Annotated in this window: 28 protein-coding genes and 1 pseudogene; 18 read left to right on the forward strand and 11 right to left on the reverse strand. The window is 68.5% G+C overall.

Annotated elements, in window-relative coordinates:
• The first annotated feature begins 13 nt into the window (after positions 1-13).
• The 3 genes from ABJK40_RS09840 (at position 14) to ABJK40_RS09850 (ending at position 4,186) form a co-directional block, all read left to right on the forward strand.
• Complete coding sequence (locus ABJK40_RS09840) at positions 14-3,172, forward strand: glycoside hydrolase family 38 C-terminal domain-containing protein (protein WP_348479027.1); 3,159 nt, start codon at positions 14-16, stop codon at positions 3,170-3,172.
• A 161-nt stretch (positions 3,173-3,333) separates the two neighbouring features.
• Positions 3,334-3,582: a hypothetical protein gene (locus ABJK40_RS09845; protein ID WP_348510247.1), complete on the forward strand. Its 249-nt coding sequence runs from the start codon at positions 3,334-3,336 to the stop codon at positions 3,580-3,582.
• 70 nt (positions 3,583-3,652) lie between these two features.
• The gene (locus tag ABJK40_RS09850; RefSeq protein WP_348479029.1) at positions 3,653-4,186 is read left to right on the forward strand and encodes an alpha/beta fold hydrolase; all 534 of its coding nucleotides are present in this window, start codon (positions 3,653-3,655) and stop codon (positions 4,184-4,186) included.
• Positions 4,187-4,213: 27 nt separating this feature from the next.
• On the opposite strand, the gene ABJK40_RS09855 is transcribed toward ABJK40_RS09850, so the two are convergent.
• Both ABJK40_RS09855 and ABJK40_RS09860 read right to left on the reverse strand, forming a co-directional pair.
• Complete coding sequence (locus ABJK40_RS09855) at positions 4,214-4,771, reverse strand: dihydrofolate reductase family protein (RefSeq protein ID WP_348479030.1); 558 nt, start codon at positions 4,769-4,771, stop codon at positions 4,214-4,216.
• Positions 4,768-5,454, reverse strand: coding sequence for a Type 1 glutamine amidotransferase-like domain-containing protein (locus ABJK40_RS09860; protein WP_348479031.1), 687 nt, complete (start codon positions 5,452-5,454; stop codon positions 4,768-4,770). Before ABJK40_RS09860 ends, ABJK40_RS09855 begins: the two co-directional genes overlap by 4 nt.
• Positions 5,455-5,581: 127 nt before the next feature.
• On the opposite strand from ABJK40_RS09860, the gene ABJK40_RS09865 reads away from it, so the two are divergent.
• Genes ABJK40_RS09865 through ABJK40_RS09875 form a run of 3 tightly spaced genes read left to right on the forward strand, consistent with a single transcriptional unit; the run spans position 5,582 to position 7,661 of the window.
• The gene (locus tag ABJK40_RS09865; RefSeq protein WP_348479032.1) at positions 5,582-6,136 is read left to right on the forward strand and encodes a helix-turn-helix domain-containing protein; all 555 of its coding nucleotides are present in this window, start codon (positions 5,582-5,584) and stop codon (positions 6,134-6,136) included.
• Entirely contained in the window at positions 6,133-7,284 is a 1,152-nt protein-coding gene (locus tag ABJK40_RS09870; protein ID WP_348479033.1) for a serine hydrolase domain-containing protein, read from the forward strand. Before ABJK40_RS09865 ends, ABJK40_RS09870 begins: the two co-directional genes overlap by 4 nt.
• Before the next feature lie 35 nt (positions 7,285-7,319).
• A complete protein-coding gene (locus tag ABJK40_RS09875; protein WP_348479034.1) occupies positions 7,320-7,661 on the forward strand; it encodes a DUF2200 domain-containing protein in 342 nt (113 codons plus the stop codon).
• 18 nt (positions 7,662-7,679) lie between these two features.
• Here the strand turns inward: ABJK40_RS09875 and ABJK40_RS09880 are convergent, their stop codons facing one another.
• The gene (locus tag ABJK40_RS09880) at positions 7,680-8,957 is read right to left on the reverse strand and encodes a M20 family metallopeptidase (RefSeq protein WP_348479035.1); all 1,278 of its coding nucleotides are present in this window, start codon (positions 8,955-8,957) and stop codon (positions 7,680-7,682) included.
• A 137-nt stretch (positions 8,958-9,094) separates the two neighbouring features.
• Here ABJK40_RS09880 and ABJK40_RS09885 point away from each other — a divergent pair, with 137 nt between their 5' ends.
• A complete protein-coding gene (locus ABJK40_RS09885) occupies positions 9,095-9,391 on the forward strand; it encodes a hypothetical protein (protein ID WP_348479036.1) in 297 nt (98 codons plus the stop codon).
• Between the two features lie 70 nt (positions 9,392-9,461).
• Complete coding sequence (locus tag ABJK40_RS09890) at positions 9,462-10,196, forward strand: HAD family hydrolase (protein WP_348510248.1); 735 nt, start codon at positions 9,462-9,464, stop codon at positions 10,194-10,196.
• A 44-nt stretch (positions 10,197-10,240) separates the two neighbouring features.
• Here the strand turns inward: ABJK40_RS09890 and coaA are convergent, their stop codons facing one another.
• The gene (gene coaA / locus ABJK40_RS09895; RefSeq protein ID WP_348479038.1) at positions 10,241-11,206 is read right to left on the reverse strand and encodes a type I pantothenate kinase; all 966 of its coding nucleotides are present in this window, start codon (positions 11,204-11,206) and stop codon (positions 10,241-10,243) included.
• Positions 11,207-11,264: 58 nt separating this feature from the next.
• On the opposite strand from coaA, the gene ABJK40_RS09900 reads away from it, so the two are divergent.
• Together ABJK40_RS09900 and ABJK40_RS09905 are read left to right on the forward strand one after the other, a co-directional pair.
• Positions 11,265-12,755, forward strand: a complete 1,491-nt coding sequence (locus tag ABJK40_RS09900) for an N-6 DNA methylase (protein WP_348479039.1) — start codon at positions 11,265-11,267, stop codon at positions 12,753-12,755.
• 66 nt (positions 12,756-12,821) lie between these two features.
• A complete protein-coding gene (locus ABJK40_RS09905; RefSeq protein WP_348479040.1) occupies positions 12,822-13,832 on the forward strand; it encodes a histone deacetylase family protein in 1,011 nt (336 codons plus the stop codon).
• A 68-nt stretch (positions 13,833-13,900) separates the two neighbouring features.
• Here the strand turns inward: ABJK40_RS09905 and ABJK40_RS09910 are convergent, their stop codons facing one another.
• Positions 13,901-14,578 (reverse strand): zf-HC2 domain-containing protein, encoded by a 678-nt coding sequence (locus ABJK40_RS09910; RefSeq protein WP_348510249.1) that lies wholly within the window; start codon positions 14,576-14,578, stop codon positions 13,901-13,903.
• Positions 14,579-14,635: 57 nt separating this feature from the next.
• Here ABJK40_RS09910 and ABJK40_RS09915 point away from each other — a divergent pair, with 57 nt between their 5' ends.
• The 5 genes from ABJK40_RS09915 to ABJK40_RS09935 are packed head-to-tail and all read left to right on the forward strand — an operon-like array spanning position 14,636 to position 17,856.
• Complete coding sequence (locus ABJK40_RS09915; protein WP_348479042.1) at positions 14,636-15,220, forward strand: sigma-70 family RNA polymerase sigma factor; 585 nt, start codon at positions 14,636-14,638, stop codon at positions 15,218-15,220.
• Between the two features lie 17 nt (positions 15,221-15,237).
• On the forward strand, positions 15,238-15,648 hold the full coding sequence (locus tag ABJK40_RS09920; RefSeq protein ID WP_348479043.1) for a cytochrome c: 411 nt from the start codon (positions 15,238-15,240) through the stop codon (positions 15,646-15,648).
• On the forward strand, positions 15,638-16,363 hold the full coding sequence (locus ABJK40_RS09925; protein WP_348479044.1) for an SCO family protein: 726 nt from the start codon (positions 15,638-15,640) through the stop codon (positions 16,361-16,363). The genes ABJK40_RS09920 and ABJK40_RS09925 overlap by 11 nt, the downstream gene beginning before the upstream one ends.
• Entirely contained in the window at positions 16,360-16,743 is a 384-nt protein-coding gene (locus ABJK40_RS09930; RefSeq protein ID WP_348479045.1) for a hypothetical protein, read from the forward strand. The genes ABJK40_RS09925 and ABJK40_RS09930 overlap by 4 nt, the downstream gene beginning before the upstream one ends.
• A 3-nt stretch (positions 16,744-16,746) precedes the next feature.
• Entirely contained in the window at positions 16,747-17,856 is a 1,110-nt protein-coding gene (locus ABJK40_RS09935) for a hypothetical protein (protein ID WP_348479046.1), read from the forward strand.
• Positions 17,857-17,886: 30 nt separating this feature from the next.
• Here the strand turns inward: ABJK40_RS09935 and map are convergent, their stop codons facing one another.
• Positions 17,887-18,870, reverse strand: a complete 984-nt coding sequence (gene map / locus ABJK40_RS09940; RefSeq protein WP_348479047.1) for a type I methionyl aminopeptidase — start codon at positions 18,868-18,870, stop codon at positions 17,887-17,889.
• A 65-nt stretch (positions 18,871-18,935) separates the two neighbouring features.
• Between map and ABJK40_RS09945 the strand changes: the two genes are divergently transcribed.
• Positions 18,936-19,325 carry a PPOX class F420-dependent oxidoreductase gene (locus tag ABJK40_RS09945; protein ID WP_348479048.1) on the forward strand — a complete coding sequence of 130 codons (390 nt, stop codon included), beginning with the start codon at positions 18,936-18,938 and terminating at the stop codon, positions 19,323-19,325.
• Between the two features lie 42 nt (positions 19,326-19,367).
• Here ABJK40_RS09945 and ABJK40_RS09950 read toward each other — a convergent pair whose 3' ends face one another.
• Positions 19,368-20,345, reverse strand: a complete 978-nt coding sequence (locus ABJK40_RS09950; protein ID WP_348479049.1) for an aromatic ring-hydroxylating dioxygenase subunit alpha — start codon at positions 20,343-20,345, stop codon at positions 19,368-19,370.
• A 101-nt stretch (positions 20,346-20,446) separates the two neighbouring features.
• Here ABJK40_RS09950 and ABJK40_RS09955 point away from each other — a divergent pair, with 101 nt between their 5' ends.
• Positions 20,447-21,877 (forward strand): amidohydrolase family protein, encoded by a 1,431-nt coding sequence (locus ABJK40_RS09955; RefSeq protein ID WP_348479050.1) that lies wholly within the window; start codon positions 20,447-20,449, stop codon positions 21,875-21,877.
• Positions 21,878-21,905: 28 nt separating this feature from the next.
• Here ABJK40_RS09955 and ABJK40_RS09960 read toward each other — a convergent pair whose 3' ends face one another.
• Together ABJK40_RS09960 and ABJK40_RS09965 are read right to left on the reverse strand one after the other, a co-directional pair.
• Positions 21,906-22,700: a phytanoyl-CoA dioxygenase family protein gene (locus ABJK40_RS09960; RefSeq protein WP_348479051.1), complete on the reverse strand. Its 795-nt coding sequence runs from the start codon at positions 22,698-22,700 to the stop codon at positions 21,906-21,908.
• Entirely contained in the window at positions 22,697-24,091 is a 1,395-nt protein-coding gene (locus tag ABJK40_RS09965) for an aminotransferase class I/II-fold pyridoxal phosphate-dependent enzyme (protein WP_348479052.1), read from the reverse strand. Before ABJK40_RS09965 ends, ABJK40_RS09960 begins: the two co-directional genes overlap by 4 nt.
• Positions 24,092-24,161: 70 nt before the next feature.
• On the opposite strand from ABJK40_RS09965, the gene ABJK40_RS09970 reads away from it, so the two are divergent.
• Positions 24,162-25,037, forward strand: coding sequence for a LysR family transcriptional regulator (locus ABJK40_RS09970; protein ID WP_348479053.1), 876 nt, complete (start codon positions 24,162-24,164; stop codon positions 25,035-25,037).
• 89 nt (positions 25,038-25,126) lie between these two features.
• On the opposite strand, the gene ABJK40_RS09975 is transcribed toward ABJK40_RS09970, so the two are convergent.
• Together ABJK40_RS09975 and ureG are read right to left on the reverse strand one after the other, a co-directional pair.
• Positions 25,127-25,864, reverse strand: a complete 738-nt coding sequence (locus tag ABJK40_RS09975; protein ID WP_348479054.1) for an urease accessory protein UreD — start codon at positions 25,862-25,864, stop codon at positions 25,127-25,129.
• Positions 25,865-25,913: 49 nt separating this feature from the next.
• Positions 25,914-26,528: pseudogene (gene ureG, locus ABJK40_RS09980) on the reverse strand (urease accessory protein UreG); the annotation flags it as partial.
• Positions 26,529-26,597 lie beyond the last annotated feature (69 nt).

A 26,597-nucleotide genomic window follows, 5' to 3' on the forward strand; every position in this document is an offset into this window, starting at 1 on the left:
CTACGGTTTCGGTGTGCACGACGACCGGAAGCTCGCCGAGCGACGCATCGAACGCGAACTGTGGGAGCGGATCATGCCGCACGTCCACGAGGGCCGGCGGTCGCTGACGATCGAAGCCGGCCCGACTCCCGACGAGCTCTCGTCGTTCGAGAGCGGTTCGTCGTGGGGTGCGGCCTGGCAGACGACGTGGTTCCGGATCACCGGTGAGGTCCCCGCCGACTGGTCGCAGCAACCGCGCTCGACCAGGATCGAAGCCGTGATCGACCTCGGCTTCACCCGGAGCCCGGCGGGGTTCCAGGCCGAAGGGCTCGTCGTCGAACCGCGCGGCGACGGTTCGTACCGACCACTCCAGGGCATCCATCCTCGCCGCACGAACTTCGTGCTGGACCCACTCTCGACGCGTGTCGACGTGCTCGTCGAAGCCGCATCGAATCCGACGTTCGCGCAGTTCGTCCCCTCGCAGCAGGGTTCCCTCGACACCGCCTCGACCGACCCGATCTACCGGTTTCGCACCGCCGACGTGGTGCTCGTGGACGTGGAGACCGAGGCGCTCGTCCACGACCTCGACATCGCGCAGGGCCTGATGCACGCTCTCGACGTCACCGACCCCCGCCGCACGAAACTCCGCCGCTCGATCGTCGATGCACTCGATGCGTTCCCCGATGTGCAGGCGGCGCGTCGCTGCGTCGCCCCACACCTGGTCGCCGTCGGAGGTGGGTCTCGACGTCACCGGATCGTCGCCACGGGGCACGCACACATCGACACCGCATGGCTCTGGCCGATCCGGGAAACCGTGCGCAAGTGCACCCGGACGTTCGCCTCGGCCGTCGCGTTGATGGACGACGACCCGACGTACCGGTTCAGTTGTTCCCAGGCGCAACAGTACGCATGGATCGAAGAACGACACCCCGACCTGTTCGCACGCATCGTCGACAAGGTGCGGGCGGGACAGTGGCTCCCGGTGGGGGGTATGTGGGTCGAAGCCGACATGAACCTGCCGTCGGGCGAGAGCCTCGCCCGCCAGATCGTGTACGGGCAGCGGTACTTCACCGAGAAGTTCGGTGCGCCGTGCCGCGAGGTGTGGATCCCCGACGTGTTCGGCTACCCGGCCGGCCTTCCCCAGTTGTTCCGGGCCGGGGGCATGGACCGCTTCGTCACGCAGAAGCTCTCCTGGAACAAGCAGAACCGGTTCCCCCACCACACGTTCCATTGGGAGGGACTCGACGGGTCGCAGGTGCTCACGCACTTCCCGCCCGTCGACACCTACAACGCCGAGATCACGCCTGGTGAGGTCGCCCACTCCATCGCATCGTTCAAGGAACACTCGTGGAGCGACGTGTCCCTGATGCCCTTCGGGCACGGCGACGGAGGTGGCGGGCCGACGCGCGAGATGCTCGAACGGGCGCATCGGCTCGCTGCGATCGACCCCGACGTGACACTCGAGATCGGGTCGACCGACGACTTCTTCGCCGCGCTGGAGCGTGAGGTCGTGCGTGGCGCCGACGTGCCGGTGTGGCGTGGCGAGCTGTACTTCGAGACGCACCGAGGCACGCTCACCAGTCAGTTGCGGACCAAGGTCGGCAACCGCCGCACCGAACACGCGCTGTTCGAAGCGGAGTTGTGGGAGGCGACCATCGGGGAGCGACCCTCGGCCGACGAGTTGGAGAAGATCGGTGCCCGGCCGATCTCCGGCATCTGGCCCGACGTGCTCACCCAGCAGTTCCACGACATCCTCCCGGGCTCGTCGATCGCCTGGGTGCACAGCGACGCCGAGAAGGTGTTCGCCTCGGCACAGCGCGAGCTCGCAGGTCATGCACACCTCGCCGCGGAGCGCCTCGGAACGGGCGACTCGGCGGCGAATCCCGCCGGCGTCGACCACAGTCGAGTGGTCGTCGTCGAAGCATCCGGTGATGCCGGGAACGTCGACCTCGACCGGCTCACGCACATCGCGCCCGATCGCGTGCAGCGCATCGGCGACCGCGAGTGTGCGATCGCGCTCGACGTGCCCGCGTTCGGCATCGCACCGGTCGTGCCGCGCGTCGTCACCGATCGGGTCGTCGTGACCGACTGCTCGATGACGAACGGTCGGCTCGCGGTCCGCTGGAACAAGCACGGCGAGTTGACGTCGATCATCGACATCGCCGCGCAGCGGGAACTGATCCCGGTGGGCGAGCACTCGGGAGTGATCGAACTCGGTCGCGACCAGCCGGTCGAGTACGACGCGTGGGATCTCGAATCGTGGACCCGCGAGGCGTCCCGCCCGGTCGGACGCGGGGTGGTCACGATCGACGCCGAGGGCCCGCTCGTCGGTCGGATCCGCGTCACGAACTCGTTCGGTCCGTCCGAGGTGGTCACCACGTTCCAGCTGCGTGCGGAGTCCCGTCAACTCGACATCGAGGTGGACGTGGACTGGCATCACGACGAGCACCTGCTGTCCATGGCGTTCCCGATCGACGTGCGTGCCGACACCGCCGCGTGCGACGTGCAGTTCGGCGTCACACATCGGCCGACGCACCCGTCGTCACCCTGGGACGCTGCGAAGTTCGAGGTCTGTGCACACCGGTTCGTCAGCGTCGCCGAGCCGTCGTTCGGTGTCGCCGTGCTGAACGACGGCCGCTACGGACACTCCATCTTCGGGGGCGCGATCCGCGTCAGCCTCGCCCGAGCGGCGAAGTACCCCGACCCCGATGCCGACCACGGTCGTCACCGGGTCCGCCTGGCGATCCGGGCACACGACGGCGACCTGGGTCAGGTGCGTGCCGCCGCCGAGCTGTTGAATCGCCCGCTGACCGTGTCGCTCGGAGCCTCGGCCGACGTTGGTGTCGGCGTGCCCGTCGACCCGATCCTGGCGATCGTCGGTGCCGACGGCGAAGCGATGCTCGGCGTCGAGGTCGACGCCGTCAAGCTCGCCGACGACGGACCCCACACGCAGCCCGGCGACCTGATCGTGAGACTCCACGAAGCGATCGGAGATCGCACCCGCATCACGCTTCGCACCCGTCGGCGGATCGGTGCGGCGTGGTCGTGTGACCTGATGGAGACGCCGCAGCGTGGCCACGAGGTCGGCGACGGTGTGCTGTCGCTCACGCTGCGCCCCTTCGAACTGGCGACCCTCCGACTCCGTCAGACCGACGACTGGGACGGACGCAGTGGAACTGGCGTCGGACCGTGAGTCACGAGCGCTGTGTCGACGATGGTGACACCGCCCTTGCGTCCGGTGTGATCGTCGCTCCTGGTCGTCCTACGACACTGAGATGCCGAGGGAGCGGGCGTTGGTGACCGGAAGCGTTGCGGAGTCGGAGTGGACCGACTGTCATGGTCGAGCGTGAGGCGTTGCCCTCGTCGGTTCGGTTCGGCCCGTTGGGTTCGGTCGGGACGATCTACGAGCTGCCGAACGGGCGGCGCTGTGTCGTGACGTTCGCCAACCGCGGCTCTGATGTGCTCACGCCGATCCGCAACGGTCGTGGGGAACTGTGGATCGGCCATCTGCTCCAGGACGACGTCGAGCCGGCTCGCTTCGACGACTGGGAGCGAGAGTGGGTGCCGGCCGAATTCCTGCGACCGGTGGGCACGCTGATCTGACGGCGACGTCATCGCTGCGTCATCGGTCGTGCACGGGCGTGGGACCCCGCGGCTGACCTACCATCGATCCATGGCGAGCCGAGCGATCATCTTCCACGGCACCGGGGGACGCCCGGACGCCGTCTGGTATCCGTGGCTCGATCGTCGACTCACCGAGCGGGGCTGGAGCGTCGAGCGACCGTCGTACCCTCGGCTGAACGAGGAGCCGATCGCCACCTTCCTTCCGCAGGTCCTCGAGTCGCACACCTTCGACACGGACACGGTTCTCGTCGGTCACTCGGGCGGTGCGGCACTGATCCTCGCGGTGCTCGAGCAGTTGGACGTGACGGTGGCTCAGGCGGTGCTGGTCGCCGGCTACTGCACGCAACCGAACGACGAAGCCGAACCGGTACTGCGAGCGGAGTACGACTGGAACCGGATCAGGTCCAATGCGACGGACTTCGTCTTCGTGAATTCGGCGGACGACCCCTACGGCTGCGACGCCACCCAGGGTCGGGCGATGTTCGATCGACTCGGCGGCACGCTCGTCGTGCGCGATGAAGGCCACTTCGGAGACTGGAACCAGCCCTTTGCGACCTTCCCACTCCTCGACCGGCTCATCTGATCGGACGACCTGCACCGACCGGTGTCGTCAGTCGGCGGGTCGGTAGCGCAACGCAACCGACCCCGAGCGGAACTCCTGGCGGTCGACGAGTTCGAGCTGGAGTCGATCGACCAGTCCGGCGAACAACGTCGGGCCGTGTCCGGCGATCACGGGTTGCACGACGAACTCGTACTCGTCGATCAACCTCAGATCGGCGAGTGCGAGCGGGAGGGTCACGCCGCCGACGAACACGCCGCTGCCCGGTGCGTCCTTGAGGAGTCGGACGGCGGTCTCCAGGTCGCCCGTCACGAGTTCGGCGTTCCAGTCGACCCGGTCCAGCGTGCTCGAGACGACGTACTTCCTGGCGTCGTCGATCGTCTGCGCGAAGGCGCGGTCGGATTCGTCCATCCAGTCCGGCCACGCTCCCGACGGCGGCCGGCGCCACGCTTCCTGCATCATCTCGTAGGTCACCCGACCGAACAGGAGGGCGTCGGCCCGAGCCAGGCTGGCTGCCCAGTACGCATGAGACTCGGCATCGGCGATGCCCACCCGGTGATCGCAGCAGCCGTCGAGCGTGATGTTGATCGAGTAGCGCAGCGGTCTCACGAGTTGCTCCGGCCGGCTTCGAACCTGCGCCATGTGCCTTCGGAAACGACCTCGACGGCACCGTCGACGACGCTGATGGCGGTGTCGTCGTCGATGGCGTACGAGGCGCAGCCGAGTCCGCCGGCCCACTTCTCGGCGTTGGCCATGGTGTTGGTCGCCAGGTCCGGGTGATCGAGATGAGGGTAGATCGCGAAGTCGACGACGCCGAGCGCCAGGTCGTCGCCGCTTGGTGGTCGCCAGCCCATGAACGCTTCGCCGATGCGTGGGGTCATCACCATGCTCCCGGCACTGAGGCCGACCCAGACGATTTCGTCGATCGTGGACAGCAGGTCGGCGAGGCCGGATTCGCGCATCCAGTGGGCCAGATACAGCGCGTCGCCGCCGGCCGCGAGGATGACGTCGGTGTCGTGGACGAGCGGCATCCAACGCTCGTCGTCGATGCTGGGCAGTGCGGTGAGTTCCAGGAGCCCGACCGACTTCCATCCGAGCTGGGTCATCTGTGCGTCCTCGCGCCCACTCACGAATTGCCACGGCTTCACACCGGGGCCGACCTGGGGGTGGCCGTACTGTGCGGTCGGGATGCACAGCGCAGTGCACTGCTCGACGGGCCTGTCGAGCATGCCGACGAGCGCGTCGTGGATGCTCGCATTGCCGATGCCGGCCGAGGTGAGAAGGAGTCGCATGGTGCTCCGAGCGGTTCGAGACGTGTGTGGCGCACGAGTGGTTGCGAAGTGCAATCACTTCGGCGTACGATAGCTGTCGTCGAGGTGCCGCGCAACCGGTCGCGCAACCGGTCGACGGGAGGAGCACGTGGCGACAGAACCGAGGTCGGGTTGCCCGATCAACGCCGCCGTCGAAGTCCTGGGCGACCCGTGGGCGGTGATCGTGCTGCGCGACATCATGTTCGGTGGGCGGCGCCACTTCCGCGAGCTGATCGCGGGGTCGGAGGAGGGCATCGCCACGAACATCCTCGCCGGCCGCCTCAAGCTGCTCGTCGCCGCCGACCTGCTCACTCGTGAGGAGACCCGACGTGGCCAGCGCGCGGCGTACTCGCTGACCGAGGCGGGCATCCAGGCGCTCCCGATCATGGTCGCGCTCGGCAACTGGGGGCTGGCTCACCGTGAAGGCGAGCGTCGACTCCGCGTCCGTGCCGAACTGCTTCGCGACGGCGGCCCGCAACTGGTGCAGGAGATGATGGACGAACTGCGCGAGATCCACATCGGCGTCCCACGCCCCGACCCCGGAGCACCCCGAGCGAGCGAGCGCTTGCACGCCGCGTACGAAGCTGCACTGGCCGTCGAGACGCCGGCGTCGGCCAGACCGATGTCGGGTCCGGCTCGACGCAGCCCCGGTGATCGACCGTGAACGTACGCCCCGTGATCGATGCGCTCGCCCCTCACGTCGACGCGGGCGACGTGTCCGGTCTCGTCGCGGTCGTCGGACGTGGTGCCGACGTCGAAGTGGTCGTGCTCGGCGACCAGGCGATCGGCGGGGCACCGATGCGTGAGGAATCGCTGTTCCGGATCGCTTCGGTGGGCAAGCCGATCACCGCAGCCGCGGTCCTGACGCTGGTGACCGACGGTCGACTGCGTCTCGACGACCCGGTCGACGACATCCTTCCCGAGCTCGCATCACCTCGCGTGATGCGACGCGTGTCCGGACCTCTCGACGACACGGTCTCCGCGGTCCGACCGATCCTCGTCGAGGATCTGCTGCGCTCGACGAACGGCCACGGCTTCCCGTCCGACTTCTCGTCACCCGTCACCACCCGGTTGATCGACGAACTCCACCAGGGCCCCCCGCGACCGCAGGCGATGCCGGCTCCCGACGAGTGGATGTCGATCCTCGGGACGGTCCCGCTCCTCCACCAGCCCGGCGAGGGGTTCACCTACAACACCGCCTTCGACATCCTGGGCGTCCTCGTGGCACGGGTCAGCGGGCGACCCTTCACCGACCACGTCGAGGATCGGCTCCTCCGACCGCTCGCCATGTTCGACACCGGCTTCTCGTCCCCGCCGGGATCGATCGACCGGATGACGACGTCGTATCGACGTGTCGACGACACCCTCGAGATCGTCGACGGGCCGGACGGAGAGTGGTCCGTCGAGCCCGTGTTCGCCTCGGGTGCCGGCGGCCTGCTGTCGACAGCAGCCGATCTGTTGGCCTTCCAACGGATGCTCCTCGACGGTGGTGGCGAGGTGCTCCCTCGAGAGACGGTCGCCGCGATGACGTCCGATCATCTGGACCCGACCATCCGCGACACCGACAGCGTGTTCCTCGACGGCCAGTCCTGGGGGTACGGCGGTGGCGTCGACATCGCGGTGCGCAACCCGTGGAACGTGATCGGTCGGTTCGGCTGGGTCGGTGGTACCGGAACATCGGCCCACGTCGTGCCCTCGCACGACAGCATCGCGATCCTCCTCACCCAGACCGAGCTCGGTGGCCCGGCAGACGCCGCAGTCTTGGAGTCGTTCTGGACCGTCGCCGCCGAGGTTCTCGGCCACCGACCCTGATCATCGCACCGCCGCCCGAACGTAGGATCTCGAGGATGCATCGGATCTTCACCACCAGCGTCGCTGCGGTGTACCCGCACTACCTGAACAAGGTCGAGCGCAAGGGGCGGACGCGAGCAGAGCTGGACGAGGTGATCACCTGGCTCACGGGGTACGACGAATCGACACTGCGCGACCACCTCGCGTCGGACACGACGTTCGAGGCGTTCTTCGCCGAAGCCGAGCTCCACCCGAACGTCTCGTCGATCACCGGCGTCGTGTGTGGTGTGCGTGTCGAGGACGTCGAGGATCCGCTGATGCAGAAGATCCGCTACCTGGACAAACTGGTCGACGAGCTCGCCAAGGGGCGGGCGATGGAGAAGGTTCTCCGCGCCTGACCTCGAGCGAGTCGGGTCCTACCGGACGACCAGACCCGACGGCGACAGCTGCCGGAGGGCGGTCGCCGCGTAGAGGGCGATGCCGGTGCCCATCGCCGCCTCCTCGAAGTACACCCGGTTGGAGTGATTGGGCGCGGCCTTCGCCAACGGGGTGTCGTGGGGCGTGGCGCCGAGGAACACCATCGCACCCGGAACCTCGTTGAGCAGGTAGCTGAAGTCCTCGGCGCCCATGACCGGGTGCGGCAGACGGACCGCGGCACCCGACCCTGCGACCTCGGCGGCGAGACCGAGGGAGAACTCGGCGAACTCGTCGTGGTTCGACGTGACCGGGTATCCGTACTCGATGACCGCTTCCGCGCCGCAGCCGTGCGCCGCCGCGATCCCGTCCGCGACACGCTTCACGCCGTCGTGGACCTTGGAACGCGTCGACTCGCTGGTCGCCCGGATCGTGCCTTCGATGAACGCCGTCTCGGGGATGACGTTGTTCGTGGTGCCTGCGTGGATCTGGCCGATCGTGAGCACGGCGGGGTCGAACGGGTCGATCGAGCGTGTGATCATCGCGTGCAGAGCCATCACGATCTCGCACGCAACGGGCACGGGATCGACCGCACGATGCGGTTCGCTCGCATGGCCTCCCTTGCCGGTGACCGTCACTCGCAACACGTCGGCCGACGCCATCAGCGGGCCGCCTCGTGTCGACACCCAGCCGCTCGGAAGTGCCGAAGTCATGTGGATCGCAAAGGCGCTCTCGACCGGCGAGTCGGTGCCGTCCGACATCGGCGGCACGTCGAGCAGACCCTCCTCCAGCATGTGCTTGGCACCGTGGTGGCCCTCCTCGCCGGGCTGGAACATGAACAGGACCCGTCCGGCGATCTCGTCGCGACGCTCCGACAGCACGCGCGCAGCCGTGGACAGCATTGCGGTGTGGGTGTCGTGGCCGCACGCATGCATGCAGCCCTCGACGCGCGAGGAGAAGTCCAGGCCGGTGTCCTCCGGCATCGGCAGTGCGTCCATGTCGCCGCGCAGCAGGATCGTCGGGCCCGGCCGGGTTCCTTCGAGGAGTGCGGTCACGCCACTCGTGGTGGAGTGCAGCGAGACGTCGAGTGGTAGGTCCTCGATCGACGCGAGCACCTCGTCACGGGTACGCGGGAGTTCGTTGCCGATCTCGGGCCACTCGTGCAGACGCCTGCGCATCTCGACGGCCCGTTCGAGGTGTTCGGCGGCGTGTTCGCGCACCGCAGCGATCTGCGGGTCGAGTTCATCGGTGGAGCTGGCGGCCTGGCGATCCGATCCCATCGGAGAACCGTATCGAAACTCGATTTCCTCTCCCCGACCCTGGCGACCCACTGAGTGGGTGGCGCACCCCCGGAGGGGTCGAGCCGACGTCAGATCCGACAACGACGGCAACGTCACATCACCCAGGAGAGAACACCATGGCAGCATCGCACGGCGCAACACCCGAGGAGCTCGACGGGATCGGAGCGACGTTGATCGCTCAGATCGAGATCGTGAACAAGATCGTGTCGGACGTCGACAGTCCGCTCAACAACAGTTCGTGGATCGGCCCTGCCCGTGACGCCTTCCAGGGCGAGTGGGACGGCAGCTTCAAGTCGGCTCTGACCAAGCTCAACGAGGCGTTCGACATCGCGGGCAAGGACTGCAAGAACCGGGCCGAAGGCACCCGGTTGGTCCTCGGCTCGGGAGGCGGAGGCATGCCGATCGCAGTGTGACGGTCAGCATCCCCGGCGTCGAGCGGGTCGTCCACGTCGTCTCGTTCTAGTCTCGTTCGATGTGGTGCGGGTGCTCGACGAGGAGTGGGTGATGGGGCGGAGTCGGCGGCGGATCGACGACTTCGACGTCGTGGCGTTCGACGCCGACGACACGCTGTGGCAGTCCGAGGACGGCTTCCAGCAGACCGAGGCTCGCTTCGCCGAACTCGTGTCGCCGTTCGCTCCGATCGGCATCGACGTGCTCGACGCGCTGCACGCGACGGAGAAGACGGACATCGCGTCGCAGGGCTACGGCGTCAAGGCGTTCACGTTGTCGATGGTGCGGGCGGCGATCTCGATGACCGACGGTGCAGTTCCCACCGAGGTGATCCGCCAACTCGTCGACCTCGGCGCTGCCCTGCTGGTCGAACCGGTGCACCTGCTCCCCGACGTGCCCGAAGTGCTCGCCCGGGTCGGTCGCGACGCCCGGCTGGTGATGATCACCAAGGGCGACCTCGTGCACCAGACGCGCAAGGTCACCACGTCGGGTCTCGAACACCACTTCACCGACATCGAGATCGTGCTGGAGAAGGACCCGGCGACCTACGCCAAGCTGCTCGCACGCTTCGGCGTGGAGCCCGACCGGTTCTGCATGGTCGGCAACTCGGTGCGCAGCGACATCCTGCCCGTGATGGCGATCGGTGCCCACGCGGTGCACGTCCCGTACCACCTCACGTGGGAACTCGAACGGGTCGACGACCACACCGAGGACGTCGTCGCCCTCGAGCGGCTCGCCGACCTCCCCGCCTGGCTCGGCCTGGACTGACGGAGGGTCGGCTCGGGTCGGACCCCAGCCGACCCCGGCAGTCCTCAGAGTCGGCGGAGTTGGACGCGGTCGATGCGGTGGTCCTTGCGTTTGCGCAGGATCGCCGACGCCCGGTCGCGGGTGGGGGCGATGTTCTCGCGCAGGTTGATGCCGTTGATCGAGCGCCAGATGTTGCGGGCGGTGTCGATGGCTTCGTCGTCGGTCAACTCGGCGTAGTTCGAGAAGAAGCTGTCCGGATTCTGGAAGACCGACTCGCGCAGGGTGAGGAACCGCTGGACGTACCAGTTCTCGATGTCGGACTCGTCGGCGTCGATGTAGATCGAGAAGTCGAAGTAGTCGCTCACGAACTCCGTCGACGACTCGCCCGTCTGCAGCACGTTGAGGCCCTCGAGGATGACGATGTCGGGTTGCTCGATCACGACGCGCTCGTCGTCCACGATGTCGTACACGACGTGGCTGTACACGGGCGCTTCCACGTGTGCGTGACCGCTCTTGATCTCGTTCAGGACGTTGAGCAACCGGCGGGTGTCGTACGACTCGGGGAAGCCCTTGCGGTGCATCAGGCCGCGGTGTTCGAGCACGTGGTTCGGGTGGAGGAACCCGTCGGTGGTGATGAGGTCGACCTGGGGGTGGTCGGGCCACTGCGCGAGCAGCGCCTGCAGGATTCTTGCGAAGGTGCTCTTGCCGACGGCGACCGAGCCGGCGATGCCGATGATGTACGGAACCTTGGGTGCCTTGGCTCCGAGGAACGTGGCCGACACCTTGTGCAGGTTCTGCGTGGCGATCACGTACAGGTTGAGCAACCGACTGAGTGGGAGGTAGATCGCTGCCACCTCGTCCATGTCGATGCGTTCGTTGATGCCGCGCAATCGGTCGAGTTCGGGTTCGCGCAGTGTGAGCGGCGTGGCGGCCCTCAACTCGGCCCACTCGTCACGATCGAAGGAGAGGTGTCGCGACTCGTCGGTGAACGCCCGGACGGTGGACGTCGTGGACTGCACGGCCTCGGTCACGGGGCGCACTGTAGACGGGGGTCCACCGCGATCCCTTCTCGGCCATACCCTCTCGGCAGTGACCGGGGAGCGCATCACGAACGACGGACCGGAGTCCGGCGCGACCGTCGACCGCAAGCAACGCGGCGCCTGGTTCACCCCCACCCACCTCGTCGACGCCCTGGTCGCCGCCGTCGTGACCGGGGAGTTCGTCGAGCGTCGGCGACGTCGACCGATCCACGTGATCGACCCCGCCTGCGGCGACGGCCGGTTCCTGGTCGCCGTCCGCGCAGCGGTGGAGGCCCACGGTGGCGACGTGCGACTGGTCGGTGTCGATGTCGACGCCGCCACCGTTGCCGCGATCGACCCGTCGTGCGGGATCCACGTCATCCGTGCCGACGCCCTGCGGGACGGACGTCTCGACGACGTACGACCGCGCGAGGGCTTCGACATCGTCATCGGCAACCCGCCGTACCTGTCGCAGATGGCGGCAGCGACGACGCGAGGAGGGTCGAGCGTTCGGGGAGGCGGCCCGTACATGGATGCGGCCGCCGAGTTCCTCGCGCTCGGCTCCGAACTCGTCGATCCCGACGGCGGGCGGCTCGCCTACGTGTTGCCACAGTCGATACTGTCGGCGCGCGACGCCGGTGACGTGCGGCGGAACATCGACGATCGGGCGACGATGTTCTGGTCGGCGTGGACGGGCGAGCGCGACTTCGCAGCGCAGGTGGTCACCTGCGCAGTCGCCTTCGAGTTCTCGCCGACAGCGGCGGCCAGCCTGGCGGCCAGCTCGACGGGCAACTGGTCGCACGTGGTGACCGCACGGTCGGGCGTTCCCGCGCTCGCCTCGGTGTTCGAACATCCCGAGCCGGCGGCCGGGCGACTGGGCGATCGCGTTCGACTGAACGCGAACTTCCGCGACGAGTACTACGGGATGGTGCCGGCGGTCGGCGACTTCCTGTTCGGACCGCCACTGATCACGAGTGGACTGATCGATCCCGGCCGGTCGTTGTGGGGCGAGCGGTCGGTGCGGTTCGCGAAGCGGCGTTTCACCGCACCGCGGATCGACGTGGCGGCTCTCGACGAGAAGATGACACGGTGGGCCGAGCAGCGTCTCGTCCCGAAGGTGCTGATCGCGAACCAGACCTCGATCCTCGAGGCCGTGTGCGACCCCCTCGGCGAGTGGCTGCCCGGTGTGCCGGTCGTGGCGGCCTATCCGCTCGACGTGACCAGCGGTGCGGAGGTCGCATGGCAGGTGGCGGCCGTTCTCACGTCCCCTGCCGCCTCGGTCTGGGCGTGGCACCAGCGTGGGGGAACGGGCCTCGGGCCGACGGCGATCCGGGTCGGGCCGACGATGCTCGCCGAACTCGCCTGGCCCGAGGGGTCCCTCGACGACGCCGTCGACGCGCTGCGAGCGGGGGACGTGATCCGGTGCGGCGAACTCGTCGACGCCGCGTTCGGACTCACCGCTGACGAACACGCGGCGGCGATGGCGTGGTGGTGCTCGGCGCTCGACCGCATCGGCGAGCGGTCCCGCTCACACCCGGTCCGAGACGCCAACCTCTGTTGATCGCTCCCGGACGGAACAACAGAGGTTGGCGGGTGCTGGCAGGATGACGACGATGGAGGAACGGACGTGTTGATCATCGCGAGTGACGAGCACCGGGGGCATCGGTATCGCGAGTTGCACAACGGGGAGATGGTCGACGGGTTCGAGCGACCCGAACGAGCCGACCTGATCGCCGCTGCACTGCGCTCTGCGGGCCACCACTTCGTCGAGCCCGGACCCGTCGATCGTGAGCTGCTCGGCCGGGTCCACACCCCGGCGTACGTCGAGTTGCTGGAGACCGCATGGGCCAGGTGGGTCGGAGCGGGACACACCGCAACGGCGGCGATGGGGTTCATGTGGCCGACCGGTGGCTTCACCGATCGCGAACCCGCCGACATCGTCGGCCTGCTCGGTCGACACAGTTTCAGTGCCGACACCTCGATCGTGGCGGGAACGTGGGCGGCCGTCGCGTCGTCGGCGGCGATCGCGACGACTGCCGCCGACCGGACCCTCGACGACGGCGAGACCGCGTACGGCCTGTGCCGCCCTCCCGGACATCATGCGGGCCGCGACCGCTTCGGCGGCTACTGCCTGGTGAACAATGCGGCCGTGGCCGCGCAGCGACTCCGGGACCGCGGGATGGGTCGGGTCGGCGTCCTCGACGTCGACTACCACCACGGCAACGGCACCCAGGAGATCTTCTACGCGCGTGACGACGTGGTGTTCGTGTCGATCCATGCCGACCCGGTCGAGGAGTTCCCGTGGTTCGCCGGCTTCCCCGACGAGCGTGGCAGCGGCGACGGCGAGGGCGCGAATCTGAACCTGGCGTTGGCGAGAGGTACGGGCCGAGCCGAGTGGTTCGCCGCGCTGGCCGTCGCGTTGGAGCGATTGCGGGGTCTCGACGCGCTGGTCGTGTCGCTCGGTGTCGACACCTTCGAGGACGATCCGCTCGGCACGTTCCACCTCACCACCGACGACTTCGGGCGGATGGCGACGGAGATCACCGGACTCGGAACTCCGACGGCGATCGTGCAGGAGGGCGGCTACGAGTCCGACGACCTCGGCCGCAACGTCGCCGCCTTCCTCGCCCACATCTGACGACGAACGTGCCCGAGTCGGTCCTTCTGGTTCAGAACCAGACGGACCGACTCGACCTTCGGGTGTGATCAGCGGACGGGGTGCAGGCGGTCGCCGACGCGGTCGCGTATGTCGCCCCAACCGTTCCAGCCGGGTGATCCGGCGATCATCCACAGCAGCGCCAGACCGGCGAGTTCGGCGAGGTGGGCACTCTCGGCGAGCGGCGACCTGTCGCCGTCGATCAGGTCGAAGCCGGCGCTCGCGAACATCGTCAGGACCAGGGCGCCGGCGAACGGCAGCATCCCGAACGAACGGTGCGGGCGCCACGCCACGTACGCGAACCCGATCGCCATCGCGACACCGAACGCGCCCAGGTGGCGGGCGAGGTGGGTCTCGGCGCCGTCGGTGCGACCGAGCACGAGGGGCACGATGTTCTGAGCGAACAGCACGATGGCGACCCATGCCAGGGCGGGGCGCATCCAGCCGCCGCGACCGAGTACCGCCGGTCGCACCCGTGAGGTGACCGCCAGGACCAGGTCCGGGACGGGCTCGGCGGGCCGCATCCGGAGGCGTCGTTCCGCACCCGTGAGCGCTGCGGCGAACGACGAACAGTCGGCGCAGCCGTCGAGGTGGGCGTCGAGCGTGCGTCGTTCGTGGCGCGTCGCTTCGTCGTCGGCCACGACCGAGACGAGGATGCGCGCATCGTCGCAACCGACCGTCTCGATCGATGCGTCGTCACCGGAGGTGTGCCCTTCATCACGTTCCACGAAGAACAGGTCGTCGGACCCTGGGAAACGGTTCCCCGGTGCGACACTGTTCGTGCGATGGATCATCTGACCCGACTGCTGATCGACGCCCGAGACGGTGACGGTCGCGCCCTCGAACGCTTCGTCGCCGAGACGCAGGGCGACGTGTGGAAGCTGTGCCGCTACCTCGGCGACGCCCGAGATGCCGACGACCTGGCCCAGGAGGTCTACGAACGGGCTGTCCGTTCCTTGCATCGCTACCGAGCCGAGGGTCCGGCTCGTGGGTGGTTGCTCACGATCGCCCGGCGTGTGTGCGTCGATCACGCCCGTCGTGCGCAGCGCCGACGTCGACGCGACGCCGCCGTCTTCGACGACGCCGTCGCCGGCGACGGTGTCGGCACCCTGACCTCGATCGACGCAGCCGACCGAGTCGCTCTCGACGACGTGCTCGAAGCGCTGAGCGACGATCGACGTGCCGCCTTCGTCCTCACCCAGGTCCTCGGCATGCACTACGACGAGGCCGCCGAGGTGCTCGACTGTCCGGTGGGCACGATCCGGTCGCGGGTCGCTCGTGCGCGGATGGACCTGGTCGAGATGATGACCGACGACACGGCGGACGACGAGCGGTCCACGGGAACCGACGGCCCCCGTCGCACGACCTGAAGAAGGTGAAGAGAAGGATGCCCACGCCCTCAGGCCACCGAACGCGAGGTCGATTCGCACTCGGAGCGTCGGTGGTCGCGCTCGTCGTCGGGCTCGCGGCGTGCGGCGGTGGCGACGACAGTGGCCTGTCCGAACTCGCTCAGCGTGGCAAGACGGTGACCATGGCCAACGGGTGCGCGTCGTGTCACGGCGCGGCCGGACAGGGCGGTGTCGGGCCGACATGGATCGATCTGGCGGGTAGCGAACGCGAACTGAAGGACGGCACGACCGTGGTCGCCGACGACGCCTACCTGCTCCGATCGATCCTCGAACCGTCGGTGGAGGAGGTGGCCGGGTACACGCTCGCGATGCCGGTCAACGGCGTGAGTGAGGCCGAAGCGGCCGACGTGGTGGCCTACATCAAGGAGTTGACGACCGATGAAGCATGATCGGTCCCGGTGGTCCGCACCGAGACGCGGCCGTCTCGTCGCGATCGCCTCGGTCGCTGCGATCACACTTGCCGCCTGTGGTGGATCGAGCGACTCGACCGCGTCCGACGACGATGCCGGAGCCGGCTCGCCCGACGCGACGCCGGACGACGCTGCCCCCTCCGATTCCGACGGGTCGGGTCTGTCGGGCATCGTGCGTTCACCGGCGCCCGCGGTCGGTGGGACTGCGCTGCCGTCGCTGACGGAGCCCGGCACCGAGGTCGAGTTCCGCGCCGAGCCGGGCGGCATCGAAGTGGTGTACTTCGGGTTCACCAACTGCCCGGACGTGTGCCCCACCACGTTGTCGGATCTCGGAGCTGCTCTGAACCGACTCGAACGGGACGAGCCGGGCATCACCGACTTGATCGAGACCACGATGGTCACCGTCGACCCAGGCCGCGACCTCGACGTGTTGGCGCCGTACGTCACCAGTTTCGTGTCCGACGCGGTCGCGTTGGGAACCAGCGACGAAGCGCTGCTGATGGAGGCTGCCGAGCCGTTCGGGGTGAGCTACGACGTGCGCACGCTCGACGACGGCACGATCGAAGTCGACCATTCGCCGTTCCTGTACGCCGTCGACGACCAGGGCGAGCTGGTGCTGACCTGGCAGTTCGGCGCCGCGCCGAGCGACATCGCGAACGACCTCGACATCCTGCTCGAGCGGGAATCGGCGTGACGTTCGCCCGGGCCCTCGCGGCGGCGGCCGTCGTGTCGCTCGGTGTCGTGGGTTGCGGCGGTGCCGACGGCGCCGACGGTCCGGGCCTCACGCCCACCGAGCAGTCGGGCGAGGCCACCTACGAGTACACGATCCCGCTCGGCGCCGGCGAGGCACTCGATGCGGGGACTCCACTCGAGATCCTCCCGGCCGAACTCTCGACCAGGGTCGGCGAGACGATCCGCATCGTCAACGACGACGACCGCGGGCACAACGTCGGTCCGTGGTTCGTCGGAGCGAACGAGACGTTGAACCAGGAGTTCACGTCGCCCGGGGAATTCGAAGGGGTCTGCACCGTGCACCCGAGTGGCCAGTTGATCCTCGTCGTCGAAGCGGCCTGATCGATGCCGGGCAGAGCCCAGACACGCCACGGCGGAGCCGACACGGGCTCCCTCGGGGTCGCCCGTCGACCTCGTGCGTGGACCGGTGGGCGACGATCGTCGTGGGTCGGTCTGCTCGTCGCGGTGGTCGCCCTCGTGCTCCTCCCGAGCACGGCGTTCGCAGACCCCGCCGGGCCGACCGACTACCTGAGCGAGGTCCGCAGCATCGAGCCCGCCACACCGGGAATCGAGGTGAACGTCCTCGGCGGCGACTCGTTCATCCAGTTGCAGGTGGCGACCGGGACCGACGTGATCGTCGTCGGCTACCAGAGCGAGGACTACCTGTGGTTCCGGGCCGACGGCACGGTGCTCGAGAACCGGAACGCTCCGAGCACGTACACGAACGACGATCGCTTCGGCGGCGCAGTGCCTCCTGCGAACGCGACCGTGGACGCGGAGCCCGACTGGGAGGAGGTCGCGAGCGGTGGCCGGTACTCGTGGCACGACCACCGTGCCCACTGGATGCAGACCATCCGGCCCGCAGGCAAGCAGGTCGGAGATCAGATCGTCGAGGGCGTGATCCCACTCGTGGTCGACGGTTCCGAGGTCGACGTGACCGTGATCAGCACATGGCAGCCCGAGCCCTCGCCGGCGTCCGCCATCGGCGGCGCGGCGGCAGGAGTCGCCCTCGTCGGAGCAGCGGTGTGGGCCTGGCGCTCGAAGCGGCACTGGGTCGTCGCAGCTGTTCCGCTGGCGCTCTTGGCACTGGTCGCCGGCGTGCTTCAGTACGTCAGCCTGCCGTCGGAGACCGGACCGCGGTTCGTGTGGTGGGTGCTCCCTGCGATCGCCGTCGTGGCTGCGACGGTGGGGGTCGTGACCGAGCGTCGCGGGAGTGGCTTCGCAGCCAAGGCGGCAGCCCTCGTCGTGGGCGTGCAACTCGTCGTGTGGGGCGTGATCAAACGTGACGGGCTCACGGCGGCGCTGATCCCGAGCGACGCGCCGGGATGGCTCGACCGCCTCGCCACGGCCTCGGCCATCACCGGCGGCGCGGCGTTCGCGGTCTTCGCCCTGTTCACCCTCTTCGGACCGCAGGATCCGGGTCCGAGCGGTGGCGATCGTTCCGCCACGACCTGAACGGGGTTGCCGACAACCCCGGTCAGCGGGTCAGCGGTGCCAGGGGGCGACGGGGCTGGCTGCGCCCTCACCGCCGGTGAACACCTCGGCGTCGCCGTCGGTGACCATCAGCGTGTGTTCGAACTGGGCCGTGCGCTTCCCGTCGGCGGTGACCGCGGTCCAGTCGTCGTCCCAGATCTTGTAGTTGATCGTGCCGAGCGCGATCATCGGCTCGATCGTGAACGTCATGCCGGGCCGCATGATGACCTTGTCCTGGCGGCTGTCGTAGTAGTGCAGCACCTGGGGCGGCGGATGGAACTGCTCGCCGATTCCGTGCCCGACGAACGCCTTGACCACCCCGTACCTGTAGGGCTTGACGTGCTCCTCGATCGCTCGGCCGATGTCGGAGAGGGGGCGGCCGGCCTTGACCGCTTCGATCCCCTTCCACATCGCCTCCTCGGTGACCTTCACCAACTGGCGGCTCTCCGGGCTGACATCGCCTGCGAAGAAGGTGGCGTTGGTGTCGCCGTGGACGCCGCCGATCCAACCCGTGACGTCGATGTTGCAGATGTCGCCGTCCTGCAGCGGCCGCGAATCGGGGATGCCGTGGCAGATCACCTCGTTGACGGACGTGCAGGACGCCTTGGGGTAGCCGTGGTAGTTGACCGTGGACGGATAGGCACCGAGCTCGATGAACCGTTCGTGGATGAAGAGGTCGATCTCCTCGGTGGTGACACCCGGAGCGACCATCTCGCCCGCTTCACGCAGCACGGTCGAGGCGACCTTGCCGGAGCGCCGCATCCGTTCGATCACGTCGGGCGACTTGACCATCGGCTCGTCCCACGGTTCGTACTCACCGGTGTCGGCGTACGGCGGGCGGGCGATGTGGTCGGGCACCGTGCGCATCGGCGTGACCTCGCCGGGCAGCACTCGGCCTTCGAGCTTCTTGTGGCAGCGCTTGTACTTGCGTCCGCTGCCACACCAACAGGGTTCGTTGGCCTGGGGGAGTGCGACGGGAGCCGTTGCGATGCTCATCGGTTCAGGTTACGGCGCGAATCCGTTCGGTCACAGGGCCGTGGGCCGCGTGACACACTGGGGCCATGTCCATCACCGACGAGAAGTACGTCAGCCTCACCACGTACCGCAAGGACGGCACGCCCAAGTCGCTCCCGGTGTGGATCGCCGACTTCGGCGACGGCACGATCGGCTTCACCACGGCGTCGTCGAGCCACAAGGTGAAGCGCATCGGCAACGACCCGCGCGTCACGTTGCAGCCGAGCAATGCCAAGGGCGAGGTGACCCCCGGCTCCGACGTCGTGTCCGGCACGGCCGTGATCGTGACGGATCCTCAGGAGTTCGCCGCCTGCGTGGCGTTCGTGAAGAAGAAGTACGGAATCCAGTACCGGTTGATCACGCTGTGGGGCAAGCTCGCCAAGGTCGTCGGCAAGGGTTCGGGGACCGACTGCGCCGTCAAGATCACCGTGACGTGACGAGTCGTGTCACGGCCATCCGGGCGGGTCGGTGTCGAGCCGTCAGGCGAGGAGGTCGGCGAATCGGCGGCGCCATTCGACCGACGGCCTGTCGGACTGCACGCTGACCGTCGCGCGTTGATCGAGCGGCAGCACACCCTTGACCTTCTCGAGCATCAGCTTGTCCTCGGCGCCGATCGCACGGTCGAACACGATCACCTCCTCGGCGGGCACGGTGAAGTCGTCGTTGCGCCAGATGACGAACGTGAAGTACGACGTCGTGTCGTCGACGGGCGTGGAGCACAGCAGGATCAGGTGGTCGAGGCCGGTCTCGTAGTGGATCGTGCTGCGCACGGTGAACGGCAGGTGGAACCCGGTGCTCATCCTGCGGGTGATCACGGCGTCGTCGAGACCCGACGCGGCGGCCCCCTCGTCGTTGCGGACGTCGACCTCGTACGCGTAGCCGAAGAAGTCGTCGTCGAGTTGTTCCATCTCGATCTTGGGGACGTCGGTGTTCTGCGCGATGCCGAACGTGCCGATGTGGACGTACGGGAAGTGCGAGATGTCGAGGAAGTTGTCGGTCATCCGCGTCGCCGACGTGGCCCACACGTCGACGCCGGTGTTGATCCGGCGGTAGGCGTCGTCGTCCTCGGCGGCCATGAACGGGATGTCGCTGCTCGGCTCGCCGAGGCACAGCCACACCAGGCCGTACCGCTCGGTCGCCCGGACGGTGGCGAGGTGCGCAGCGGGCGGCACCGGTCGGCCGGCACCGGAGGAGGGGACCTCCACACAGCGACCCTGGTCGCCGAACGCCCACCCGTGGTACGGGCACACCACGCACCCGTCGTGAACGGTCCCCTGGCTGAGCGGAGCCTCGCGATGCGGGCAGCGGTCCGGCGCGGCGACGATGTCACCCGAGGTCGATCGCCACACGACGAGGTCGCGACCGAGCAGCGTGACGCCCAGCGGTGCATCGGTGACGTCGGTGGTCTCGGCGACCACGTACCAGTGGTCGAGCAGTGCTTCGTTGTCGATCAGCATGTGTCGTGGGCTCCTGCTGTGCGCGCTGGTCGGGCCGTCGTGGTCGTCGGTGTCCGGCGATCGACGCAACCCTTCTGGTCTGATGGTCTTACCATAACGGCATGAGCGCGAACCCTGCGGACAACGGCCCCGATCCGATGGTCGAGGGGAGCGCCGGCTCCATGCCGGCCGGCACGGACGCCCCGGTCGACACGATCCTGCTGGCCGACACGGTGTTGACGATGGAGCCGGGTGCCGAGCCTCTGGTCGACGGTGCGATCGCGGTGTCGGGCGACCGGATCGTGGCCGTCGGACCTGCCGGTGCACTGCGAGCCGCCCACCCGCAGGCGCAGATCGTCGGCGGACCGGGGCACCTCGCGCTGCCCGGCCTGATCAACGCGCACCAACACCTCACCGGCGACCGGATCATCCGCTCGATGATCCCCGACGACCTGGAGCCCGGTCGATCGATCTTCGAATGGGCGGTCCCCGCACATGCCGCGCACACCGGCGGCGACGACCAACTCTCCGCGACGCTCTCCCTCGTCGAATCGGTGTGCAACGGTGTCACCTTCACGGTCGAGGCGGGCACCGTCGCACATCCCGAACGGGTGCTCGCCGGCTTCGACGCCGTCGGAGTGGGCGGCACGCTCGGCTCGTGGGGCTGGGACGTCGCAGGTGAGCCGTGGGCCGGATCGGTGAGCGAGGTCCTCGACCGTCAGCGTGAGGTGCAGCGCCTCACCGTCGACCATCCGCGCGTCCGCGGATGGGTCACGCTCGTCGGTCACGACCTGATGAGTGACGAGTTGGTGGTCGCCGCGAGCGACCTGGCCCGCGAGGTCGGCTGCGGGATCACGTTCCACCTGTCACCGTCCGACAGCGACACGACCAGCTACCTCGATCGGACCGGCAAGCGCCCGGCGGTGCATCTCGACGACCTCGGTGCGCTGGGTCCGCACGTCCTGATCGGTCATGGAGTCCATCTCGGCGACGACGAACTGGAGCGGTTGCTCGCGACCGACACGGCGATCGCCTACTGCCCGTGGGCGTACCTCCGTCTCGGCCAGGGTGTCACCCGTGCGGGTCGCCACATCGAGTTCATCCGGCAGGGCGGGCGGGTGGCCATCGGATGCGACGCCGAGAACGCCGGGGATGCCATCGACGTCCTGGGCGCCGCGGCCCTCGCTGCCGGGCTCGCCAAGGACATGGCGATGGACCCGACCGTGTTCGGAGCGCACGCCGCGCTGCACCACGCCACGCTCGGCGCGGCGCACGCCCTCGGCATGGGTGACGAGATCGGTTCGCTCGCAGTGGGCAAGCGGGCCGACATCGTCCTCGTCGACACCACCCGACCGGAGTGGGTGCCGCTGTCGCCCGACCCCGTGCTGCAACTGGTGTGGGCCAGCGACGGGCGCAGCGTGGCTCACGTGATGGCATCGGGTCGGATGGTCGTGGTGGACGGCGAGCCGACCCTCGTGGATCGCCCGGCTCTGGCGATCGAAGCCGCCGAGCGCCACCGCCGTCTGGTTCGCGACGCCCGACTGGGCGCCTGACGCGGCAGCCGATTCGAGGCAGCGCGGCTCAGTACTCGCCGCCGACCTCACCGAGTGGAGTCGTGTCCCGGTGGTGGAGGTGATCGGGACGTCGATCCGTTCGCTGCCGGTTGGTGGTCGGGTTGACGATCAGCGAGAAGATGCGGCGCTGCCACGGCGACATGTTGGACGGCGATCCGTGGATCAGGGTGTCACCGAAGATCAGCACCGTTCCGGCTCGTCCCTTCGGTGATGCGAGGCCATGGCGTTCGACGAGCGGTGCGACCACATCGGGCCCGACCGTCCACAGTGGGAAGCTGGTCGTCTCGGTGTCGAGCGACGTCGGGGCGGGGCCGTCGACGTGGGATCCGGGAACGAACACGAGGGGCCCGTTGAACTCGGTCACCTCGTCGAGGAAGATGTGGATGTTGAGAGCGATCGGCTCGGGCACGCCGTCCTCGTGGTGGTGCGTGGCGAAGTCGTAGTGCCACTGCCACTGCTCGCCGGTGAACGCCTGTTTCGCGTTCACCTTGACCTGTTGCGCGTAGATCTCGCCGTCGCCGAGGATCTGTCGCGCCGGTGCGAGCAACCGGTCGTCGTTCACCAGCTGCGCGAACAGCGGGTGACGGAGGTGGAGCCCCATCGCAGTGCGCACGACACCGCTCGACTTCTCACGGATGTTCTCCGGACAGTCCTGTGCGGCGAGGAGCGAGAACGCGTCGTTGATCCGCTCGACCTCCTCGGCCCCGAACCGGTCGGGGAGGACCACGAATCCGTCGTGCGCGAACGCGTCGAGTTGGTCGGCGGTGAGGGCGTTCGCGCCGGTGTCGATCGTCGATCTCATCGTTGGGCTCCTTGTGCGTGGCCGGGCCGAGCGTCGGGCTGGACGCCAGGCGATCGGAGTGGATTGTCGGGGTCGCGGACGAAGTGGACCGTGTCGAAGCGTCGCCGCAGTTCGCTGGTCGGCCCGGCGACGGCGTCGGGGTCGCGGAGCCCGCTGGCGATCAGGGCGGCGAGCTCGGGCATGTCCGTGGTGGTCATGCCGATCCTGGTGATCTCGGGGGTGCCGAACCGCAGCCCGGCCGCCTCGTCGCCGGGAAGGCCGATCGCGCTCGCCAGCAGGTTGCCACGACGGAGCCGCACGGCGGCCTCGCCACCGCCACCCCATCGGCGGGCGTCGACGACGAGTTGGTGTGATCGGGTGTGCACGCCGCCGACGGTGTGCACCGGGACGGCGAGGTCGTCCAGCGCGCCGGCGAGCGCCTCGGCGTTGGCGGCCATCGCGTGGGCGTAGTCGGCGCCGACGTCGAGCCAGTCGAGCAGCGTGATCGCCAACGCCGTGGTGACGGCGACGTCGAAGTTGGCGGTCAGGCCCGGGTAGGCGATCGCGTCGAGTCGGTCTGCCAGGTCCGCCCGGTTGGTGAACACGATGCCTCCGGCCGGTCCGCCCAGGCTCTTGTAGGTGCTCATCGTCATCAGGTCGGCGCCTTCGTCGAGAGGGTTGGGCCACACGCCACCGGCGATCATCCCGCACGCGTGAGCCGCGTCGAAGAGCACGCGAGCTCCGACGCGATCTGCGATCGTGCGGATCTCGGCGACCGGGTGGGGGAGCAGGTTCAGACTCGTCCCGACCGTGATCAGCTTCGGTCGGACGCGATCGACCAGCTCGGCGAGGCCGTCGAGGTCGACGCTGAACGTGGCCGGATCGATCGGGTGCTCGTGGATGTCGAGTCCGTAGAGACTCGCAGCGCCTGCCCGGCGATGGGTGACGTGGCCTCCGATCTCGGCCGGGGGAACGACGATCGAGTCACCGGGTTCGCACGTCGCCATGAACGCATAGAGGTTCGCCAGTGCTCCCGAGCCGACTCGGAGTTCGGCGTACTCGGCGTGGAAGACGGCTCGAGCGAGTTCGTTCGCGATCACCTCGATCTCCTCGATCGCTTCGAGGCCCATCTCGTACTTGTCGCCGGGGTGCCCGAGCGAGGCCCGGGTCGTCAGACCACTCGACAGGACGGCCTCGGCACGCGGGTTCATCACGTTCGACGCCGGGTTCAGGTTGATGCACTCCCTGTCGTGGATCTCGCGGTTCCGCTCGATCAGATCGAAGATCCGACGGTCCACCTCGTCCAGACCCGTCGACTCCAGCGACGAACGGATCTGCGCCTCGCGCGCCACCGCCTGCGGACTCATCCATGTTCGATCCGACGGCGGGGGCGACGAGAACAGCTGCGGCATCCGTCGATCGTGCCAGTTGCAGGCCGTGCTGGGAAGCGACGATCGGTGACGCTGTCCATAAGGTGAGCTGATGGTCCCCACCACGCTCGAACGGCTCACCATCCTCGACGCGATTGCGTCGTCCGGAACCATCGCAGGTGCCGCTCGCACACTCGGCTACACGCCGTCGGCCGTCTCCCAGCAGCTCGCCTCGCTCGAACGCGAAGCGCGGACCCCACTGGTCGAGCGATCCAACCGGGGCGTCGTCCTCACGTCGGCCGGCCAGCTGCTCGCAGTGCGATCCGGCGAGATCCTCGACGCCGTCCGCACCGCATTCGACGACGTCGACCCGACGGCAGCCACGACGGCGACGCCACTCATGGTCGCAGCGTTCCCCACCGCGATCATCGAGATCCTCCTCCCACTGCGCGACAGGCTGGCGTCCACGATCGATCTGACGATCGTCGACGCAGAGTCCGAACACGCACTGGAAGCGGTCGCCTCGCGCACCGTCGACGCGGCGATCATCGACGGCTACGCCCACCAACTACGCCAAGGTCTGCGCCAACTCGAACGCACACCCATCCGCGTCGAGCCGATCCGCCTCGTCGCGCGTCCCGACCGGCTCCACGACACGTTCGCCGCGTACTCCGAGGCCGAGTGGGTGATCGCGGGGCCGACGAGCCCCATCGGCCACGCGCTTCGTCAGCTGTGTCACGACACCGGATTCGTGCCGAAGGTGATCGCGGAGACCGACGACCACCGGATCACGTTCGACGTGATCCGAACCTGTGGTGCCGTGTCACTGCTCCCCGAACTGGCACTCGCCGACCTTCCCGACGACCTCGCCGTCGCCGACCGGATCGAACTGCCGATCGAGCGTCGCATCGAGTTCGTCACCCGTCGATCCCTGAGCGCCAATCGCGCCGTCGTCGCGCTCGCCGGTGCGCTGACCGATCCGGGATGAGCACCGGTCGACCGCCGGGCGATCCGATCATCCTGCGACATCGATGCGCGTCGCCTGCACGCTGACTCCGCCCGGCTCCCGCTCGGTGTTCAGTCGCGACGCGCGGTGAGCTCGGGGGCCAGTCGGGAGACGGCATCGACGACGCCGGGGCGGTCGGTGCCCACGGCGAACACGACCGCGGCATCGTCGGAGACGGGAAGCCACGCGACGCGCACCGAGTCGCAGACGAACGACCGCGCCGGGCCGGCGCCGACCCCGACGAGGATCGCGGACAGCACGTGGCGAGCAGCGCCGACGGAGACCGAACTCCCGGCGCCGCGCACGCGAGGTCCGAAGGACTCGTCGTGATGTACGAGCGGACGACCGTCGCGCTCCACGCGCAGTACGAGGCGCAGCAGACCCGAGTCCTCCCGTGTGCGACCGAGCGAGACCTCCTCGACGATCCGACACGTCGCCGACGCGTCGAGTGTCACCGCGGTGGTCACCGTGTGGGTGGACCCGACGACCGACACCGTCGGTTCACCGATCCAGTCGAGGTGCGCATCTCGACCCACGCGGCAGCGCGTGCTCATCGTCGACGGCTCACCGGTCGGTCCCGGCAGGACGACCGTGGAGGCGACGGTTCCCACGTCGGCGCAGGCACCGTCGTCGACCGCGACGTCCAAGGAGAGCTCGTCGCCACCGACCGGCGCCGCGGCCGACGCGGCGATCAGGATCCGGCCGGCGCACGAGCGGATGCCGAATGGCGGCTCCGACGCAGCCGACGAGAGCGATGAGCGCCCCGAGCGCTCGTCGTACGCGACCCGGATCGATCCGTGCCCCTTCATCGACGACGCCCGGTCATCGCGTCATCCGGTGTCTGACACCGTGTGGATCTCACGGCTGGTTCCGGGCGGCGATCTGGGAGAGGACCCAGTCGGCGACCGGGCGGGCACCCTGCTGGTCGACGAGTGACGTCGGGATGACGGGGCGGCCGGCGCGTCGTTCGCGAGCATCGCTGAGCATCCGGTCGGTGTCGGCGCGCACGTACGGTGCCAGGTCGACCTTGTTGATCACGAGCAGGTCGGCCATCGCCACACCCGGGCCGCCCTTGCGCGGGACGTCGTCACCGCCGGCGGTGTCGAGGACGAAGATCTGGACGTCGACCAGGCCACGGCTGAAGATCGCCGTCAGGTTGTCTCCGCCCGACTCGACGAGTGTCAGGTCCACCCCGTCGCCCGCCGAACCGTGGAGCGCCTCGAGTTCCTCCACGGCGTCGAGGTTCGCGGCGATGTCGTCGCGGATCGCCGTGTGCGGGCAGCATCCGGTCTCCACTGCAACGATCCGGTCGTCCGGAAGGACGGCGGCGGCACGTAGTGCGTCGGCGTCCTCCGAGGTGAAGATGTCGTTGGTGACCACGACCATCGACAGGTCCTCACGCAGGAGCGCGCACAGCGATCCGACGAGCGTGGTCTTGCCCGAACCGACGGGCCCACCGATGCCGACCCGCAGGGTGCGTCGAGGCGGTGTGTCCGAACCGTGGTGCGGCCGCCCGACCTGTGCGGCGTGGTTCTGGAAGTC

This window comes from Ilumatobacter sp., assembly GCF_039969435.1.
Taxonomy (GTDB): Bacteria; Actinomycetota; Acidimicrobiia; order Acidimicrobiales; family Ilumatobacteraceae; genus Ilumatobacter_A.

Bases quoted from the DNA above. Each gene is read 5' to 3' on its own strand.
- ABJK40_RS09920 (WP_348479043.1), top strand. From the start codon at position 15,238: ATGCCCACGCCCTCAGGCCACCGAACGCGAGGTCGATTCGCACTCGGA.
- ABJK40_RS09885 (WP_348479036.1), top strand. From the start codon at position 9,095: ATGGCAGCATCGCACGGCGCAACACCCGAGGAGCTCGACGGGATCGGA.
- ABJK40_RS09965 (WP_348479052.1), bottom strand. From the start codon at position 24,091: ATGCCGCAGCTGTTCTCGTCGCCCCCGCCGTCGGATCGAACATGGATG.
- ABJK40_RS09925 (WP_348479044.1), top strand. From the start codon at position 15,638: ATGAAGCATGATCGGTCCCGGTGGTCCGCACCGAGACGCGGCCGTCTC.
- ABJK40_RS09950 (WP_348479049.1), bottom strand. From the start codon at position 20,345: ATGCTGATCGACAACGAAGCACTGCTCGACCACTGGTACGTGGTCGCC.
- ABJK40_RS09880 (WP_348479035.1), bottom strand. From the start codon at position 8,957: ATGGGATCGGATCGCCAGGCCGCCAGCTCCACCGATGAACTCGACCCG.
- ABJK40_RS09935 (WP_348479046.1), top strand. From the start codon at position 16,747: ATGCCGGGCAGAGCCCAGACACGCCACGGCGGAGCCGACACGGGCTCC.
- ABJK40_RS09960 (WP_348479051.1), bottom strand. From the start codon at position 22,700: ATGAGATCGACGATCGACACCGGCGCGAACGCCCTCACCGCCGACCAA.
- ABJK40_RS09875 (WP_348479034.1), top strand. From the start codon at position 7,320: ATGCATCGGATCTTCACCACCAGCGTCGCTGCGGTGTACCCGCACTAC.
- ABJK40_RS09945 (WP_348479048.1), top strand. From the start codon at position 18,936: ATGTCCATCACCGACGAGAAGTACGTCAGCCTCACCACGTACCGCAAG.
- ABJK40_RS09860 (WP_348479031.1), bottom strand. From the start codon at position 5,454: ATGCGACTCCTTCTCACCTCGGCCGGCATCGGCAATGCGAGCATCCAC.
- map (WP_348479047.1), bottom strand. From the start codon at position 18,870: ATGAGCATCGCAACGGCTCCCGTCGCACTCCCCCAGGCCAACGAACCC.
- ABJK40_RS09970 (WP_348479053.1), top strand. From the start codon at position 24,162: ATGGTCCCCACCACGCTCGAACGGCTCACCATCCTCGACGCGATTGCG.
- ABJK40_RS09975 (WP_348479054.1), bottom strand. From the start codon at position 25,864: ATGAAGGGGCACGGATCGATCCGGGTCGCGTACGACGAGCGCTCGGGG.
- ABJK40_RS09955 (WP_348479050.1), top strand. From the start codon at position 20,447: ATGAGCGCGAACCCTGCGGACAACGGCCCCGATCCGATGGTCGAGGGG.
- ABJK40_RS09850 (WP_348479029.1), top strand. From the start codon at position 3,653: ATGGCGAGCCGAGCGATCATCTTCCACGGCACCGGGGGACGCCCGGAC.
- ABJK40_RS09915 (WP_348479042.1), top strand. From the start codon at position 14,636: ATGGATCATCTGACCCGACTGCTGATCGACGCCCGAGACGGTGACGGT.